Origin of the sequence: Halomonas sp. A11-A, assembly GCF_003182195.1 — a bacterium.
Taxonomy (GTDB): domain Bacteria; phylum Pseudomonadota; class Gammaproteobacteria; order Pseudomonadales; family Halomonadaceae; genus Halomonas; species Halomonas alkalicola.
In genome coordinates, this window is the sequence record NZ_QGTM01000003.1 from 91,128 (window position 1) to 108,591 (window position 17,464).

Sequence of the window (17,464 nt, forward strand, 5' to 3'; positions counted from 1 at the left end):
GACGCCATGAGCAAGCCCTTTCGCCTCGCCTCTAAGTTCCAGCCCGCCGGCGACCAGCCCACGGCTATCGACAGCCTGGTCAAGGGGCTCGAGGCGGGGCTCGCCCACCAGACCCTGCTCGGGGTGACGGGGTCGGGCAAGACCTTCACCATGGCCAACGTGGTCGAGCGCCTGCAGCGCCCGACCATCGTCATGGCGCCCAACAAGACCCTGGCGGCGCAGCTCTACGGCGAGTTCAAGGCGTTCTTCCCCGACAACGCCATCGAGTACTTCGTCTCCTACTACGACTACTACCAGCCCGAGGCCTATGTGCCGTCGTCGGACACCTTCATCGAGAAGGATGCCTCCATCAACGACCATATCGAGCAGATGCGCCTCTCCGCCACCAAGGCCCTGCTGGAGCGGCGCGATGCGCTGATCGTGGTCTCGGTGTCGGCCATCTACGGCCTGGGTGACCCCGACCAGTACCTGAAGATGCGCCTGCACTTTACCCGCGGCGAGCTGATCGACCAGCGCTCCTTCCTGCGCCGCCTGGCGGAGCTGCAGTACACCCGCAACGACATGGACTTCAAGCGCGGCACCTATCGGGTGCGCGGCGATGTCATCGACATCTTTCCGGCAGACGCCGAGGACGAGGCGGTGCGCGTGGAGCTGTTCGACGACGAGATCGACACCATCAGTCTCTTCGACCCGCTCACCGGCGAGGTCAGGGGCAAGGTGCCGCGCATGACGATCTACCCCAAGTCCCACTACGTGACGCCCCGGGAGACCATCCTCGGCGCCATCGACGCCATCAAGGCGGAGCTCAAGGAGCGCCTCGACTGGCTGCGCAAGCATGACAAGCTGGTGGAGGCCCAGCGCCTGGAGCAGCGTACTCTCTACGACATCGAGATGATGCTCGAGCTGGGCTACTGCAACGGCATCGAGAACTATTCCCGCTACCTCTCAGGACGCAACCCGGGCGAGCCGCCGCCCACCTTCTTCGACTACCTGCCGGCGGATGCGCTGCTGTTCATCGACGAGAGTCACGTCAGCGTTCCCCAGGTGGGCGGCATGTACAAGGGCGACCGCTCGCGCAAGGAGACCCTGGTGGAGTACGGCTTCCGGCTCCCCTCGGCGCTGGATAACCGCCCCATGAAGTTCGAGGAGTGGGAGGCGATCTGCCCCCAGACGATCTTCGTCTCGGCGACCCCAGGTCCCTACGAGGCCGAGCATGCCGGCCAGGTGGTGGAGCAGGTGGTGCGGCCTACCGGGCTGCTCGACCCGGAGCTGGAGGTGCGCCCGGCCGGCACCCAGGTGGACGACCTGCTCTCGGAGATCCGCCTGCGCAGCGCGGTGGGCGAGCGGGTGCTGGTGACGACGCTGACCAAGCGCATGGCCGAGGATCTCACCGAGTATCTCGGCGAGCACGACGTGCGGGTGCGCTACCTGCACTCCGACATCGATACCGTGGAGCGGGTGGAGATCATCCGCGACCTGCGCCTGGGCAAGTTCGATGTGCTGGTGGGGATCAACCTGCTGCGCGAGGGGCTCGACATTCCCGAGGTCTCGCTGGTGGCGATCCTCGATGCCGACAAGGAGGGGTTCCTGCGCAACGAGCGCTCGCTGATCCAGACCATCGGCCGCGCGGCCCGCAATGCCCACGGCAAGGCGATCCTCTACGGTGACCGGGTCACCGACTCCATGCGCCGCGCCATGGAGGAGACCGAGCGACGCCGCGACAAGCAGATCGCCCACAACGAGGCCCATGGCATCACCCCGACCACGGTGACCCGCTCGGTGGCCGATATCCTCGAGGCCGCCCAGGCGCCGGGCCGCAAGGGCAAGGGGCGCCGCGGCGAGCGCAAGGTGGCGGAGCGCGAGGCGATCTACGACCCCGCCGCGCTGTCGCCGGCCGAGCTGGCCCAGGAGCTGACCCGGGTGGAGGACGCCATGTTCGAGGCGGCCCAGAACCTCGAGTTCGAGGAGGCGGCGCGGCTGCGCGACCGGCTGCACGAGCTCAAGGAGCGCCAGCTGGCGCTTGGATAGCGCTTGGATAGACAGCCTCGCGACTTCGCCAAGGTGAGGGGCGGCGGGTCAGCGCCGTGGACAGCAGGGGCAAGGCGCTGCTGGCCCGCTTCGACGATGGCCGGGTGCGCTACTCCCATAACCAAGCTCTACGGCGTCTGGAGGCTCCACGATGCCGAACGCGAGCCGGACACCGGCTGCTCGCTGCGGGTGCGGCTGGTGGCCGAGGGTAGGCTCTTCGCCTGCCTGCGCTGCCAGGCATCCCCTTGAGCCTCCATTTTTATACCGTTATCTTGTGTTGCGGAAGGCATCTGCTACCTTTGGCGGCCCAATGTCGACAGGCGGCGGGGTAGGGTATAATGCCGGCCGTTCGAGCCCGCCACGCCGGCCGCGACGCCGGCGACGAGCGGGCATGCCGACAACGCCAAGGAGCCCCTTGCTCATGACCGAGATCCGCCAGGACGATCTGATTCAGAGCGTCGCCGATGCGCTGCAGTACATCTCCTACTACCATCCCAAGGACTTCATTGACGCCATGGCTCAGGCCTACGAGCGCGAGGAGAACCCTGCCGCCAAGGACGCCATCGCCCAGATCCTGATCAACTCGCGCATGTGTGCCATGGGGCACCGGCCGATCTGCCAGGACACCGGCATCGTGACCGTCTTCCTGCACGTGGGCATGAACGTGCGCTGGGACGCCGAGATGAGCCTGGACGACATGGTCAACGAAGGCGTTCGCCGTGCCTATGCGCTGCCCGACAACGTGCTGCGCGCCTCGGTGCTGGCCGACCCGGACGGCGCCCGCAAGAACACCGGTGACAACACCCCGGCGATCATCCACCACAAGATCGTGCCCGGTGACACCGTGGAGGTCTACGTAGCAGCCAAGGGGGGCGGCAGCGAGGCCAAGTCCAAGTTCGCCATGCTCAACCCCTCCGACAGCGTGGTCGACTGGGTGATGGAACAGCTTCCCAAGATGGGCGCCGGCTGGTGTCCGCCCGGCATGCTGGGTATCGGCATCGGCGGCACCGCCGAGAAGGCCATGGAGATCGCCAAGGAAGCGCTGCTGGATCCCATCGATATCCAGGAGCTGCAGGCCCGCGGGCCCTCCAATCGCGCCGAGGAACTGCGCCTCGAACTCTTCGACAGGGTGAACAAGAGCGGCATCGGCGCCCAGGGCCTGGGCGGCCTGACCACGGTACTCGACATCAAGGTCAAGGACTACCCGACCCACGCGGCCAACAAGCCGGTGGCGATCATCCCCAACTGCGCCGCCACGCGTCACGCCCACTTCACCCTGGACGGCTCCGGCCCGGCCGCGCTGCCGGCGCCGAAGCTCGAGGACTGGCCGGAAATCACCCGCGAGGCGGGGGGCAACGTCAAGCGCGTCAACCTCGACAGTGTCACGCCGGAGGAGGTACAGAGCTGGCAGCCCGGCGACACCCTGCTGCTCAACGGCAAGCTGCTGACCGGCCGCGACGCCGCCCACAAGCGCATGGTGGACATGATCGCCAAGGGCGAGCCGTTGCCGGTGGACCTGAAGGGGCGCTTCATTTACTACGTCGGCCCGGTGGATCCGGTGGGCGACGAGGTCGTGGGTCCGGCCGGTCCCACCACCGCCACCCGCATGGACAAGTTCACCCGTACCATGCTGGAAGAGACCGGCCTGCTGGGCATGGTAGGTAAGGCCGAGCGCGGCCCGGCCGCCATCGAGGCGATCCGCGACAACAAGGCGGTCTACCTGATGGCCGTGGGCGGCGCCGCCTACCTGGTGGCCCAAGCGATCAAGAAGTCCCGCGTGGTGGGCTTCGAGGACCTCGGCATGGAGGCCATCTACGAGTTCGAGGTGGAGGACATGCCGGTGACCGTGGCCGTGGACAGCCAAGGCACCTCGGTGCACCAGACCGGCCCCGCCAAGTGGAAGGAGATCATCGCCGAGCGCGCCTGATCCCTGCCGAGGGTAACCGAGCGGCCCCGCCATCTGGCGGGGCCGCTGCCGTTTGGGTATCCTGTAGGACACTGTTTTTTCAGGGAGAGATCATGACCTCCTGGCTGTTCGGCCTGGCCATCTTTCTTTTCCACGTGCTGGGGGTCGTCTCCGCGCTGCTGGCCCTGCTGTCGAGTCGTACCTCCCAGGGCGCCATCGCCTGGATCCTCTCCCTCATCACGCTGCCCTATCTGGCAGTGCCCGCCTACTGGATCTTCGGCCGCCCGCGCTTCTACGGCTACGTCTCCGCCCGCGGCGAGCGCGACTCCGTGCTGCGCCGTGTGCTGTCCCGCTATCGCGAGCAGCTCGAACCCTTCGTGGCCGATGCCCGGGATCCCGACGTGCGCGCCGTGGAGCAGCTGGCCCAGATGCCGCTGACCAGCGGCAACCGCGCCGAGCTGCTGGTGGACGGGGAGGCCACCTTCGACAGCCTCTTCGACGGCATCGAGCGGGCCAGGGACTACGTGCTGATCCAGTTCTTCATCGTGCGCAACGACGCCCTGGGCATCGAGCTCAAGCACCGCCTGCAGCGGGTGGCCGAGCGCGGGGTGCGGGTCTACTTCCTCTACGACGAGGTGGGCAGCCACAAGCTCAACGAGGGTTATCTGCGCGACCTCGCCAGCAGTGGGGTGGAGGTGAGCGCCTTCCGGTCGTCGCGGGGCTTCCGCCACCGCTTCCAGCTCAACTTCCGCAACCATCGCAAGGTGCTGGTGGTGGACGGCCACGTGGGGTGGGTCGGCGGCTTCAACGTCGGCGTGGAGTACCTGGGACAGGGGCGCCATGGGCCCTGGAGGGACACCCACCTCAAGCTGACCGGGCCGAGTGCGCTGGGCCTCCAGGAGGCCTTCTGGGAGGACTGGCACTGGGCGACGGGCGAGGTCATCACCCTCTCCTGGACCCCGCGGGTCACCTGCGAGGAGTGCCACCAGGTGGTCATCGTGCCCTCGGGGCCGGCGGACCGCCAGGACACCGCCGGGCTGCTGGTGCAGCATGCCATCCACAGCGCCCGCGAGCGCTTCTGGGTGACCAGCCCCTACTTCGTGCCCGACCAGGGCGTCCAGGACGCCCTGCGCCTGGCCGCCATGCGCGGCGTCGATGTGCGCATCATGATCCCGGAGCGCCCCGACCACCTGCTTGTGTTCCTCTCGGCCTTCTCCTTCCTGCCCGACATGCTCAGGGCCGGCGTGAAGGTCTATCGCTACCAGCCGGGCTTCCTGCACCAGAAGGTGATGCTGATCGATGATGCGGCGGCCAGCGTCGGCACCGTGAACCTCGACAACCGCTCCTTCCGGCTCAACTTCGAGATCACCGCCTTCCTGCCGGATCGCCTGTTCGCCGCCAAGGTGCGCCTGATGCTGGAGAAGGACTTCGCCGACTGCCGACGGATCAGCCTCGACGAGATCACCTCGCGCCCCCTGTGGCGCAAGCTGGTCTCGCGGGCCGCCTACCTGCTGTCCCCCATCCAGTGATACATTATCGTTTCACGATGGCCGCTGCGTCGGCCACCCTGCCATCCGCGGACCGGGAGTCACGGTGAACCTCGAGACCAAGTGGCTGGAAGACTTCGTCGCTCTGGCCAATACCCGCAGCTTTTCCGCCTCGGCGAGGCAGCGCCACGTTACCCAGCCCGCCTTCAGCCGCCGCATTCGCGCCCTGGAGCAGGTGGTGGGCGCCACCCTGGTGGACCGCTCCACCACGCCCGTGGACCTCACTCCCGAAGGGCAGCTGTTCCTGGTGACCGCCCGCAACCTGGTGGAGCAGCTCAACGAGAGCCTGGGCCACCTGCGTGGGCTCTCCATCGCCAACGAGGCGCTGGATATCGTCGCCGCCCACTCCCTGGCGCTGAGCTTCTTCCCGCCCTGGATCTCACGCCTTCAGCAGGGGGTCGGCGAGCTGCCGACCCGGCTGGTGGCCATGAACGTGGGGGAGGCGATCCACGTGCTGAGGGAGGGCAAGTGCGACCTGATGCTGGCCTACTACGACCCCTACGCCAGCATGCAGCTCGACCCGGAGGTGTTTCCCTCCTTCTCCATCGGCCAGGTGAAGATGCTGCCGGTGAGCCTGCCGGACGAGGAGGGCAGGCCGCGCTTTCCGCTGGAGGGGAGCGAGTCGATTCCCTATCTCGCCTATACCCAGGGCGCCTTCCTGGGCAGCAGCGTGCGCATGCTGCTCAAGAATGACGCCCTGCGCCTGCGTCTGCGCACCGTCTACGAGACCGCCATGGCCGAGGGGCTCAAGGGGATGGTGCTGCAGGGCATCGGCATGGCCTGGATCCCCGATTTCTGCATCCGCGAGGAGCTCAAGAGCGGGCGCCTGGTGCGCGCCGGTGGCGAGGAGTGGGACGTGCCCCTGGAGATCCGCCTCTACCGCTGTTCGCTGGTCCACAAGCCCGGCGTGGAGAAGCTGTGGCGGCAGATGCAGAAGCTCCCGCGCGACTTCCTCCAGGCCTGAAAAAGGTGCGATTTCCTGCTGCGCTCGATAGCCCGGCCCCCGGCGGATCGTCGCTATCCTCATGTAGGCCACTACACTCCGGTAGCTCCTCTCCGGCGGTGACCGGCCCCTCATCGCTCGCGACGGAAATCACATCCTTTTCCTGAGCTAGGTGCCGCCGAAGTCGGCGGGCAGGCCCAGGAAGTCCTGGATGATGAAGAAGTGGTCCTCGAAGAGGGCCTCGGGATCGAGGTCCGCCAGTGCCACCCAGCGGGCGTGGTCGCCGCCCTTGACCGGCTTGAGGCGCGGCAGCTGCTGGTCGGGGGTCAGCGCGAAGTAGAAGGCCTCCGCCAGGGTGCGACCCCGCCAGCTGCGATGGGGTTCGTCGAAGAGCCGCTGGCCGCGCAGCGACCCCTTGAGCACCGGTTCCGGCACCTTGAGGCGAATCCGCTCGCGCAGCTCCCGGAGGCAGGCATCCAGCAGCCGCTCATGGGAGTTGATGAAGCCGCCGGGCAGCGCCAGTAGCCCCTTGCCGGGCGCCGCCGTGCGGCGCACCAGCAGCACGTGTCCCGACTGCACCACCACCGCATTCACCGTGACGAAGATGGGTGGATAGGGCGCCTGGGCCCAGGCGCTGCGGTACTGGTCCAGCAGGCGCTGCTCCTCGCTGAGCTGGCGATAGTGGTCGCCGGCGCAGAAGTCCCGGACGGCGGCGACCACCCCGGGTGGCAGGTCGTGGGCGGCCCCGGTGCTCAGGTAGTCGTCGGCGGAGGAGGGGGAGCGGAACAGGCGCTCGCGGATCTGGCTGGCCGAGATGCCCTCCACCAGCGGCACGCTCACCGACTCCCACTGGGGAAACAGCGAGAGGTAGTAGCTGGACTGTCCGCGACTGGCGCCGATCAGGCCGATGCGCGGCAGCCGCGCCCCCTGAGGGCTGGCGATATCGCGCACCTTGCGCTGCACGTCGCGCACCCAGACATCGTTGTTGTAGAGGGCGTCGAGCAGCGGCACCACGGCGAGCCGGCGGTTCTCCTCGTCGTCGAAGGCGCTGCGCAGCATGGCGCGGCGCTCGTCGAAGCGCCAGGGATTGCGCAGCGAGCGCGCCTGCCAGGAGGAGCCCACCAGCACGATCACCTGGCGGGCGCGCTTGAGCGCCTCGTGGATCACCGCGAGGTGCCCCAGATGAGGCGGCTGGAAGCGACCGATGAACACCAGGCAGTCGAAGTCGAAGGCGTCGCGGTCGATGTCCGGGCAGTCGGTCATGGGCATTCCTGGCGGGCGGTGTGAAGGCGCCGCTCATTATGGTCAGCGCCGCAGGCGGGTGCAATGCGCCCTATGGCAGCACACGCGGTTACATTCGCGTATGCTGAAAGGCACACAGGGATGCGGGGAACACCATGATCGAGCTCAACCGACTGACACCGGCCGCGCTCAGGGCCACGCTGCTGTTCTGGTGGAACGTGACCCAGGGGGCGATTCGCCTCTGGCTGGAGCGCAACGCCTTCAGCTACGCCGGGTCGCTGGCCTTCTACACGCTCTTCTCCCTGGCCCCCACGGTGATCATCGCCGTCACCGTGATCGGCCTGGTGCTGGGCGAGGATGCCGCCCAGGGCCAGATCGTCGCCCAGCTGCAGGACACCATGGGCCATGATGCCGCCGCCGCCATCGAACAGGCCGTGGCGAGCTCGCGCATCGAGGAGTCGGGCCTGCTGCCCACGCTGCTGGGCATCGGGGCCCTGCTGGTCGGGGCCACCACGGTGTTCGCCCAGATGCAGTTCTCGCTCAATACCATCTGGGGGGTCACCGCTCGGCCCAGCGCCAACAGCGCCCTGGTCTTCATCAAGAATCGCCTGCTGTCGCTCACCGTGGTGCTCTCTATCGGCTTCATCCTGCTGGTGTCACTGGTGCTCGGGGTAGTGGTGCGCGCCATGCTGCAGGCCGCCGATGACCTGCTGCCCTTCGTGGGCTTCCTGACCACGGGGGTGGAGTTCCTGGTCTCCCTGGCGGTGATCGCGGTGCTCTTCGCCACCATCTTCAAGGTGCTGCCCGACGTGGTGCTGCGCTGGCAGGACGTGGTGGTGGGGGCCGTGGTCACGGCGGTGCTGTTCTCGGTGGGGCGCTCGGCGATCGCCGTCTATCTCTCCCACACCGCCACCGCCTCGACCTACGGGGCCGCGGGCTCGGTGGTGATGATCCTGCTGTGGGTCTACTACAGCTCGCTGATCCTGCTGTTCGGCGCCGCCTTCACTCGCTGCCATCTGGCCGAGCGGGGACGCCCGCTGGTGCCGCGCAATACCGCCGTGGTGGTCAGGCGCGAGCTGATGGACCCCTGACGGGGCCAGGCACCAAGACCAAGAGACCCCAAGGCGATGAGGCCGGCAGCATGCCGGCCTCGCGCGGTATGGCGTGCCCGGCCGCCACCGCAGCGTCGGGGCTGGTAGAAACGAGGGCATACCCAGCGGAGCGGCAGCGGGCCGTTCCGGACACTGCGACGATGGAGGTGGGCATGGAGATGTGTTGCGTCAAGGCCCTGGTGACGGGCAAGGTGCAGGGGGTCTGGTATCGCCGGGCGACTCAAGAGCAGGCCCTGCAGCACGGTGTCACCGGCCACGCCAGGAACCTGCCCGACGGACGGGTGGAGGTGCTGCTGTGCGGCGGCCGCGACGCCGTCAAGGAGGTCGCCGAGTGGCTGTGGAAGGGGCCGGAGAACGCCCGGGTCACTCACGTGGAGTTTGAGGTGCTCGACACCCACGCCCCGGACGACTTCCGCACCGGCTGAGCCTCAGGCGAGAACGTCGGCGATCCAGTCGCTCACCGCTTCGCCGTCGACCCCCAGGCAGGCGTCCACCGCGGGCGTTCGCAACCAGCGTGAGTCGATGAAGGTCCGCCCCTCGGGGGCGAAGAGCGTCTGGCCTTCAGCATCACCGTCGGTGACCACGGTGATGTGGCCGCGTACCGTGCTGAAGAGCTCTGGCCTGAGCAACCAGGCGAGGGCGCAGCTGTCGTGGGGGCAGCAGCCGTCGATGTCCAGGAAGGTCCGGTAGAAGTCGCGGTAGAAGGCGTAGCTGCCGGCCAGCACGCGGCCAAGCTCGCCCTGGCCGGCCTCGATGTGCGCCATGTGCTCTGCCGTCAGCACGCAGCGGTGGGTGACATCGAGGCCGACCAGGGTCAGCGGCCAGCCGGCGGTCAGTACCCGACTCGCTGCATGGGGGTCGTTGAACATGTTGGCCTCGGCCACCGGGGTGACGTTGCCCCCCTCGCGGATCGAACCGCCCATGATGACCACCTGCTTCACCTGCTGGATAAGCGACGGGTCGAGCTGGAGGGCGGCGGCCAGGTTGCCCAGCGGCCCCACCGCCACCAGGGTGACCTCGCCGGGGCGGGCATTGACGGTATCGACGATGAACTGCGCAGCATTTCGCCCATCGGCCCGGCCCTTCACCGCTGGCAGCGCGATGTCCCCCAGGCCGTTGGCGCCGTGAATATGGGCCGGCGGCGGACAGCGGGTCTTGACCAGCGGCGCGGCCGCCCCCTGGGCCACCGGCACATCGCCGCGGCCGGCCAGCTCGGCCAGCAGCAGGGCATTGTGAGTGGCGGTGGCCACGTCGACGTTGCCATAGGTGGTGGTCAGGCCGAGCAGCTCGAGCTCGGGGTGACGCAGGGCGATGGCGATGGCTTGGGCGTCATCCACCCCGGGGTCGGTATCGAAGATGATCGGATGGCGCATGGGGGCTCCTCAAGGGGCTGGGGCTGTGAGCGGGGCCTCCGTCACTCGGACTGCCAGGCTCGCAGGTTGTCGGCGGTGAGGGCCACCACATTCTGGCGCGACTCCGGGGTGATCCAGGCATTGTGAGGGGTCACGATCAGGTTCAGCGGCTCCGCCAGGGCATCAATCAGCGGATGGCCGTCCTGGGGCGGCTCCACCGGCAGCACGTCGACGCCGAGCCCGCCCAGGCGTCCCTCGCGGAGGGCCTCGAGGGCCGCCAGCTCGTCGATGATGGCCCCGCGGGCGCAGTTGACCAGCAGGGCGCCGGGCTTGAGGGTGGCCAGCAGGTCGGCATCGACCAGGTGCCGGGTCGCTTCGCTGAGCGGGCAGTGCAGACTGATGATGTCGGCCTCGGGGGCGAGGTCGGCCAGGGTGGGGCGGCTGTCATCCGCCTTGCCGGGCCGGGCCGCGAAGGTCACGGCCATGCCGAAGGCCTCGGCGAGCTGGGCGACCCGGCTGCCGAGCACCCCCTGGCCGACGATCACCAGGCGCTTGCCCTCCAGCTGCAGGGTGCCGTGGTCCATCAGGCAGAAGAAGGGGCTCTCGCCCCAGCGCCCGGTCGCCACGTCGCGCTGGTAGAGGGGCAGGCGGTTGGCCAGGGCGAGCATCAGCATCAGGGTGTGCTGGGCCACGCTGGCGGTGCCGTAGGCGGTGACGTTCTTCACCGCGATGCCCAGGCGCTCGGCGGCGGCCATGTCGATGTTGTTGGTGCCAGTGGCAAGCACGCAGATCAACCTGAGCTCGGGCAGCGCCTCGAGGGTCGCGGCGTCCAGCACCACCTTGTTGACGATGGCGACCCGGGCCCCGGCCAGGCGCTCGCGGGCTTCGGCGGTGGTGCTCTGATCGTGGACCGCCAGGGAGTCGACCTGCTCACGGATCGGGGCGAGGTCGATATCGGGGCCTAGGCTTGAGGCATCGAGGAGGACGGCATTCATCGGTTGGCTTCCTTCTGGGGGCCTTGCGCAGGCGCCTTGCCCGCACGGGTGGTGGGCACGCTATAATGTCCGGCTTTGGCAGGCTTGGATTCGCTGCGGGCCGGCCACATATTCGTTGTCGCCGGGAACGCCCGGCAGCGTCCTGATCTGGATACCGTGATTTTCCGGAGTGATCAAACCATGCCCATCTACGAATACGAGTGCAAGGCCTGCGGCCAGCGCCTGGAAAAGCTGCAGAAGATCAGCGCCGCCCCGCTGACCGACTGTCCCGCCTGCGAGGCCCCCGAGCTTTCGCGGCTGGTCTCGGCGGCCGGTTTCCGCCTGGCCGGCGGCGGCTGGTACGAGACCGACTTCAAGTCCGGCGGCAAGAAGAACCTGGCCGGTGATGCAGGAGGCTCCGCCCAGAGCGGGTCATCGTCCAGCAAGAAGGAGGGCGCGGCGGCCTGAGGGCCGCCCAGCCACTCGCCAACCCCTCATTTCGCTACAGAACAGGATACGACATGCGCAGCCATTATTGCGGCCAGCTCAACGAGACCCTGGTGGACCAGACGGTCACCCTGTGCGGCTGGGTACATCGCCGCCGTGACCACGGGGGCGTGATCTTCCTCGACATGCGCGATCGCGACGGCATCGCCCAGGTCGTGGTCGACCCCGACACCGCCGAGGCCTTCGCCACCGCCGACCGCGCCCGCAGCGAGTACGTGCTGCGCATCCAGGGCCGCGTGCGGCTGCGCCCGGAAGGCACCCAGAACCCCAACATGCCCACCGGCATGATCGAGGTGCTGGCCAAGGAGGTGGAGGTGCTCAACACCGCCGCCACGCCGCCCTTCCAGCTCGACGAGCACGGCAAGGTGGGCGAGGAGGTGCGCCTCAAGCACCGCTACATCGACCTGCGCCGTCCCGAGATGATCGAGAAGCTGCGCCTGCGCTCGCGGATCTCCCACAGCGTGCGCGCCTTCCTGGAGGGGCAGGGCTTCCTCGACATCGAGACCCCGATCCTCACCCGCGCGACCCCGGAAGGGGCCCGCGATTACCTGGTGCCGAGCCGCACCCATCCGGGCAGCTTCTTCGCGCTACCCCAGTCGCCGCAGCTCTTCAAGCAGCTCTTGATGGTGGCCGGCTTCGACCGCTACTACCAGATCGCCAAGTGCTTCCGCGACGAGGACCTGCGCGCCGACCGCCAGCCGGAGTTCACCCAGATCGACCTCGAGGCCTCCTTCGTCTCCGAGGACGACATCATGGGGATCACCGAGGCGATGATCCGCCAGCTCTTCCAGGAGGTGCTCAAGGTCGAGCTGCCCGAGTTCCCGCGCATGACCTGGAGCGAGGCGATGAACCGCTTCGGCTCCGACAAGCCGGACCTGCGCATCCCGCTCGAGCTCACCGACGTCGACGACCTGATGCAGCAGGTGGACTTCAAGGTCTTCTCAGGCCCGGCCAGCGCCGAGGATGGCCGCGTGGCCGCGCTGCGCGTGCCGGGCGGTGCCAAGCTCTCGCGCAAGGAGATCGACGACTACACCAAGTTCGTCGGCATCTACGGCGCCAAGGGCCTGGCCTGGATCAAGGTCAACGAGCGTGCCAAGGGCCTCGAGGGCCTGCAGTCGCCCATCGTCAAGTTCATGGAGAACGTGGTGGAGCAGCTGCTCGACCGCGTCGGCGCCGAGGACGGGGACATCATCTTCTTCGGTGCCGACAAGGCGCGCATCGTCAACGAGGCGATCGGCGCGCTGCGCGTCAGGCTGGGCGAGGACCTCGACCTCTACACCCGGCCCTGGGCGCCGCTGTGGGTGGTGGACTTCCCGATGTTCGAGGCCGACGACGACGGTCGTCTGAGCCCGCTGCACCACCCCTTCACCTCGCCCTCCTGCAGCCCCGAGGAGCTCAAGGCCAACCCGGCGGGCGCGCTCTCCCGGGCCTACGACATGGTGCTCAATGGCACCGAGCTGGGCGGTGGCTCCATCCGTATCCACGACCAGGCGATGCAGACCACCGTGTTCGAGATCCTCGGCATCGGCGAGGAGGAGGCCCGCGAGAAGTTCGGCTTCCTGCTCGACGCCCTGCAGTACGGTGCGCCGCCCCATGGCGGCCTGGCCTTCGGCCTCGACCGCCTGGTGATGCTGATGGCGGGTGCCCGCACCATCCGCGAGGTGATCGCCTTCCCGAAGACCCAGAGCGCCGGCTGCCTGATGACCGACGCCCCGGGCGAGGTGAGCATCGACCAGCTGCGCGAGCTGAGCATCCGTCTGCGCCAGAAGGCCAAGGCGGAAGGGCAGGAGTGATCCCTCCTGGCCCCTGACGCAGCAAGAGACCGGCGCCCGATGGGCGCCGGTGTCGTATGATGGCGACTGATCCGATCACCGAGCCGAGCAGGGAGGCCCCATGAGGAGCACGCAGCAAACCGATGGCGGGGCAGGGCCGTGCTGATTCTCGGCATCGACCCCGGCTCGCGGCTCACCGGCTACGGGGTGCTCGACGTCTCGACCTCGACGCCACGCTACGTGGCCAGCGGCTGCATCCGCATCCGGGCCGATGACCTGGCCCAGAAGCTGGCCCAGGTCTATGCGGGGGTGAGCGAGCTGATCGCCATCCATCGCCCCGGTGAATTCGCCATCGAGCAGGTGTTCATGGCCAAGAACGCCGATTCGGCGCTCAAGCTCGGCCAGGCTCGGGGCACCGCCATCGTCTGTGCCGCCAACCACGGCCTCCCGGTGAGCGAGTACGGTCCGCGGCAGATCAAGCAGGCGGTGACCGGCACCGGCGGCGCCGACAAGGCCCAGGTGCAACATATGGTGACAGCCATCCTGGGGCTCTCCGCCAGGCCCCAGGCCGATGCCGCCGACGCCCTGGCCATCGCCCTGACCCACGCCCATGCCCGCCTCGGCCTGCTCCAGGCCGGCAGCTTCGGCGGCCACCGCAGCCGCCGGAAGGGCGGTTCCTGGCGCGATTTCCAACCCTGAGGCTGTCGCTCCCCGGCGACGCCGGATGAGGCGTCGGCGAGTTGTCGAACGCTGTTTCAGCATGGGCTGGTCAGCCGCACGGGCGACCAGTATAGTGGCGTCATTGGCGGCCCTGAGCCGCCTTTCCTGCAGTGAAGGACACGGATTTCTCCATGATTGGACGCCTGCGCGGCACCCTGCTTGAGAAGCAGCCTCCCTGGCTGGTGGTGGATGTGGCCGGGGTCGGCTATGAACTCGAGGCCTCCATGACCACCCTGGTGGCCCTGCCAGCCACCGGCGAGGCCGTCTCCCTGCACACCCACCTGATCGTGCGCGATGACGCTCACCTGCTCTACGGCTTCGCTCGGGAGCAGGAGCGGGCGTTGTTCCGCGCACTGATCAAGGTCAATGGCATAGGCCCCAGGCTGGCACTCGCGATCCTCTCCGGTATGGACGAGGCCGCCTTCCGGCGCTGCGTGCTCGACGACGACGTCAAGGCGCTGATGCGCCTGCCCGGGGTGGGCAGGAAGACCGCCGAGCGGCTGATCATCGAGATGCGCGACCGCTTCCCCCACTGGGAGCCCGGCGACGATGCCCTGGCGGAGCTGGCCGGCGGTGCCCAGCCTGCCGATTCGCGCCACGCCCCCCTGGCCGATGCCGAGGCGGCCCTGATCAGCCTGGGCTACAAGCCCGCCGAGGCGGCCAGGATGCTGGCGGGCCTCGAGAGCGAGGGCAGCACCGAGGCGATGATCAAGGCGGCCCTGAGCCGCCGGATGGAGGGGTAGCGCGATGCTGGAGAACGATCGTCTGATCGCTGCCGACGCCCGCGAGGACGAGGAGCCCATCGACCGCGCCATCCGCCCCAAGCGGCTGGCCGACTACATCGGCCAGCCGCGGGTGCGCGAGCAGCTGGAGATCTTCATCGGCGCCGCCCGCGCCCGTGACGAGAGCCTCGACCACACCCTGGTGTTCGGCCCGCCGGGGCTCGGCAAGACGACCCTGGCCAACATCATCGCCGCCGAGATGGGGGTAGGGCTGAAGTCCACCTCCGGCCCGGTGCTGGAGCGCGCCGGCGACCTGGCCGCCATGCTGACCAACCTCGAGGCCGGCGATGTGCTCTTCATCGACGAGATTCATCGCCTCTCGCCGGTGGTGGAGGAGATCCTCTATCCCGCCATGGAGGACTTCCAGCTCGACATCATGATCGGCGAGGGGCCGGCGGCGCGCTCCATCAAGCTCGACCTGCCGCCCTTCACCCTGGTGGGGGCGACCACCCGGGCGGGACTCCTGACCTCGCCGCTGCGCGATCGCTTCGGGATCGTCCAGCGCCTGGAGTTCTATGCCATCGGCGAGCTCACCGAGATCGTCACCCGCTCGGCGCGGCTGATGGGGGTCGAGGCGGACGCCGACGGCGCCCGGGAAGTGGCGCGCCGTTCCCGAGGTACCCCGCGCATCGCCAACCGCCTGCTGCGCCGCGTGCGCGACTACGCCGAGGTGCGCGGCAGCGGCCGTATCGACGCCGAGATCGCCGACCGGGCGCTGGACATGCTCCACGTCGACCATCACGGCCTGGACCACATGGACCGCCGCCTGCTGCTGGCGATGATCGAGAAGTTCGACGGCGGCCCGGTGGGGGTCGACTCGCTGGCCGCCGCCATCGGCGAGGAGCGCGATACCATCGAGGACGTCATCGAGCCCTACCTGATCCAGCAGGGGCTGATGATGCGCACCGCGCGGGGGCGGGTGGTGACCCGCCAGGCCTGGCTGCACTTCGGCCTGGCACCCGCCGAGGATGCCGCGGACGCCGCCGGGGAGACCCGGCCGTGAGCGAGTTCCGTCTGCCGGTGCGCGTCTATATCGAGGACACCGATGCCGGTGGCATCGTCTACTACGTCAACTACCTCAAGTACATGGAGCGGGCACGCAGCGAGTGGCTGCGCGCGCAGGGGATCACCCAGCGCGAGCTGTTCGAGGCCGGCATCCAGCTGGTGGTGCACAAGCTGGAGTGTCGCTATGCCAAGCCCGCCCGACTGGATGACGCGCTCGAGGTGAGCGCCGAGATCCGGTCCCATGGCCGCGCCCGGCTGCAGTTCGGCCAGGTCGTGAGCCGTCGCGGGGAACCCTTGTGCGAGGCGCGGGTCGACATCGCCTGCATCGATGCGACGCGCCTCAAGCCCGTACCCTGGCCGCCGGCGCTGGCCGCGGCCCTGGCCCAACCCTCTGCCCAACCCTCTGCCCAACCGCAAGACTGACGAGGATGCCCGTGAACGACTCCATGTCCATACCCCACCTGATCATGAGCGCCAGTACCGTGGTGCAGCTGGTCATGCTGCTGCTCACGGTGGGCTCGATCCTCTCCTGGGTCGTGATCTTCCAGCGCACCTTCGTGATGCGCCGTGCCAAGCAGACCCACCAGGCCTTCGAGGAGCGCTTCTGGTCCGGCGTCGACCTCAACGAGCTCTACCGGGAGACCCCGGCGGAGCAGGAGACCCAGGGCGCCGAGCACGTGTTCCGCGCCGGCTTCCGCGAATTCAACCGCCTGTTGCCCAAAACCAAGAGCCCCCAGGCGATCCTCGATGGCGTCCAGCGCAGCATGCGGGTGGCCTGGTCCCGGGAGGAGGAGCGCCTCAGCCTGCACCTGGTGTTCCTGGCCACCGTGGCCTCGGCCAGCCCCTATATCGGCCTGTTCGGCACCGTCTGGGGCATCATGGGCTCCTTCCAGGCACTCTCCATGACCCAGCAGGCGACGCTTGCTACCGTGGCCCCCTGGATCGCCGAGGCGCTGATCGCCACCGCCATGGGGCTGTTCGCCGCCATCCCGGCGGTGATCTTCTACAACCGCCTGTCGTCCGAATCCGCGCGGCTGCTGGGCAAGTACGAGGACTTCGCCGAGGAGTTCCACTCCATCCTGCACCGCAACCTGCAGGGCCGGGCCGAATCCGGCGCCGCCTGAGGGAGTCTGGCCATGCATGGACCTTTCAATCGCAGCGGGCGCAAGCCCATGGGCGAGATCAACGTCGTGCCCTTCATCGACGTCATGCTGGTGCTGCTGGTGATCTTCATGATCACCGCCCCCATGATGACCCAGGGCGTGCAGGTCGATCTGCCCCAGGTGACCTCCGAGCCCATCGAGAACGCCGATGAGAGCGACCCGATCATCGTCTCGGTGGATCGCGACGGCGGCTACTACCTCTCCATCGGCGGCGAGGAGAGCGCCGTGGACCTCGACGAACTCGCCGATCGGGTGATCATCCTGCTCGAGCGCCGCCCCGGCACGCCGGTGATGGTGCGCGGGGATCGCAGCGTCTCCTACGGCCAGGTGGTCACCCTGATGAGCACCCTGCAGGTGGCCGGCGTGGCCAACGTCGGACTGATCTCCGAACCGCCCTCCGGAGAAGGCTGA

At 68.4% G+C, this 17,464-nt stretch carries 17 protein-coding genes; 14 read left to right on the top strand and 3 right to left on the bottom strand.

Annotated features, from left to right (window positions below):
• Positions 1 to 6: 6 nt before the first annotated feature.
• From uvrB to DER72_RS03830, 4 genes are all read left to right on the top strand, one after another.
• Positions 7 to 2,028: an excinuclease ABC subunit UvrB gene (gene uvrB / locus DER72_RS03810; protein WP_110068669.1), complete on the top strand. Its 2,022-nt coding sequence runs from the start codon at positions 7 to 9 to the stop codon at positions 2,026 to 2,028.
• A gap of 421 nt (positions 2,029 to 2,449) precedes the next feature.
• Positions 2,450 to 3,955, top strand: a complete 1,506-nt coding sequence (locus DER72_RS03820; protein WP_110068670.1) for a fumarate hydratase — start codon at positions 2,450 to 2,452, stop codon at positions 3,953 to 3,955.
• A gap of 92 nt (positions 3,956 to 4,047) precedes the next feature.
• Positions 4,048 to 5,463, top strand: coding sequence for a cardiolipin synthase (gene cls, locus DER72_RS03825; RefSeq protein WP_110068671.1), 1,416 nt, complete (start codon positions 4,048 to 4,050; stop codon positions 5,461 to 5,463).
• A 64-nt stretch (positions 5,464 to 5,527) separates the two neighbouring features.
• A complete protein-coding gene (locus DER72_RS03830) occupies positions 5,528 to 6,445 on the top strand; it encodes a LysR substrate-binding domain-containing protein (protein WP_110068672.1) in 918 nt (305 codons plus the stop codon).
• 147 nt (positions 6,446 to 6,592) lie between these two features.
• Here DER72_RS03830 and DER72_RS03835 read toward each other — a convergent pair whose 3' ends face one another.
• Positions 6,593 to 7,687: a bifunctional nicotinamide-nucleotide adenylyltransferase/Nudix hydroxylase gene (locus tag DER72_RS03835; protein WP_110068673.1), complete on the bottom strand. Its 1,095-nt coding sequence runs from the start codon at positions 7,685 to 7,687 to the stop codon at positions 6,593 to 6,595.
• A 134-nt stretch (positions 7,688 to 7,821) separates the two neighbouring features.
• Here DER72_RS03835 and DER72_RS03840 point away from each other — a divergent pair, with 134 nt between their 5' ends.
• Both DER72_RS03840 and DER72_RS03845 read left to right on the top strand, forming a co-directional pair.
• Complete coding sequence (locus tag DER72_RS03840) at positions 7,822 to 8,757, top strand: YihY/virulence factor BrkB family protein (RefSeq protein WP_110068674.1); 936 nt, start codon at positions 7,822 to 7,824, stop codon at positions 8,755 to 8,757.
• A gap of 173 nt (positions 8,758 to 8,930) precedes the next feature.
• Positions 8,931 to 9,203 carry an acylphosphatase gene (locus DER72_RS03845; RefSeq protein ID WP_110068675.1) on the top strand — a complete coding sequence of 91 codons (273 nt, stop codon included), beginning with the start codon at positions 8,931 to 8,933 and terminating at the stop codon, positions 9,201 to 9,203.
• 3 nt (positions 9,204 to 9,206) lie between these two features.
• On the opposite strand, the gene DER72_RS03850 is transcribed toward DER72_RS03845, so the two are convergent.
• Both DER72_RS03850 and DER72_RS03855 read right to left on the bottom strand, forming a co-directional pair.
• The gene (locus DER72_RS03850; RefSeq protein WP_110068676.1) at positions 9,207 to 10,151 is read right to left on the bottom strand and encodes a nucleoside hydrolase; all 945 of its coding nucleotides are present in this window, start codon (positions 10,149 to 10,151) and stop codon (positions 9,207 to 9,209) included.
• A gap of 41 nt (positions 10,152 to 10,192) precedes the next feature.
• Positions 10,193 to 11,125 (bottom strand): D-2-hydroxyacid dehydrogenase, encoded by a 933-nt coding sequence (locus tag DER72_RS03855; RefSeq protein WP_110068677.1) that lies wholly within the window; start codon positions 11,123 to 11,125, stop codon positions 10,193 to 10,195.
• A gap of 180 nt (positions 11,126 to 11,305) precedes the next feature.
• Between DER72_RS03855 and DER72_RS03860 the strand changes: the two genes are divergently transcribed.
• The 8 genes from DER72_RS03860 (at position 11,306) to tolR (ending at position 17,464) form a co-directional block, all read left to right on the top strand.
• Positions 11,306 to 11,572, top strand: a complete 267-nt coding sequence (locus tag DER72_RS03860; protein ID WP_110068678.1) for an FmdB family zinc ribbon protein — start codon at positions 11,306 to 11,308, stop codon at positions 11,570 to 11,572.
• 53 nt (positions 11,573 to 11,625) lie between these two features.
• Positions 11,626 to 13,404 (top strand): aspartate--tRNA ligase, encoded by a 1,779-nt coding sequence (aspS, locus tag DER72_RS03865; protein WP_110068679.1) that lies wholly within the window; start codon positions 11,626 to 11,628, stop codon positions 13,402 to 13,404.
• A gap of 138 nt (positions 13,405 to 13,542) precedes the next feature.
• The gene (gene ruvC / locus DER72_RS03870) at positions 13,543 to 14,082 is read left to right on the top strand and encodes a crossover junction endodeoxyribonuclease RuvC (protein WP_110068680.1); all 540 of its coding nucleotides are present in this window, start codon (positions 13,543 to 13,545) and stop codon (positions 14,080 to 14,082) included.
• 152 nt (positions 14,083 to 14,234) lie between these two features.
• Entirely contained in the window at positions 14,235 to 14,846 is a 612-nt protein-coding gene (ruvA, locus tag DER72_RS03875; protein WP_110068681.1) for a Holliday junction branch migration protein RuvA, read from the top strand.
• Positions 14,847 to 14,850: 4 nt separating this feature from the next.
• On the top strand, positions 14,851 to 15,888 hold the full coding sequence (ruvB, locus tag DER72_RS03880) for a Holliday junction branch migration DNA helicase RuvB (RefSeq protein ID WP_110068682.1): 1,038 nt from the start codon (positions 14,851 to 14,853) through the stop codon (positions 15,886 to 15,888).
• On the top strand, positions 15,885 to 16,313 hold the full coding sequence (ybgC, locus tag DER72_RS03885) for a tol-pal system-associated acyl-CoA thioesterase (protein ID WP_309064153.1): 429 nt from the start codon (positions 15,885 to 15,887) through the stop codon (positions 16,311 to 16,313). The genes ruvB and ybgC overlap by 4 nt, the downstream gene beginning before the upstream one ends.
• A gap of 11 nt (positions 16,314 to 16,324) precedes the next feature.
• The gene (gene tolQ / locus DER72_RS03890; protein ID WP_110068797.1) at positions 16,325 to 17,014 is read left to right on the top strand and encodes a protein TolQ; all 690 of its coding nucleotides are present in this window, start codon (positions 16,325 to 16,327) and stop codon (positions 17,012 to 17,014) included.
• 12 nt (positions 17,015 to 17,026) lie between these two features.
• Positions 17,027 to 17,464 (top strand): protein TolR, encoded by a 438-nt coding sequence (gene tolR, locus DER72_RS03895; RefSeq protein ID WP_110068683.1) that lies wholly within the window; start codon positions 17,027 to 17,029, stop codon positions 17,462 to 17,464.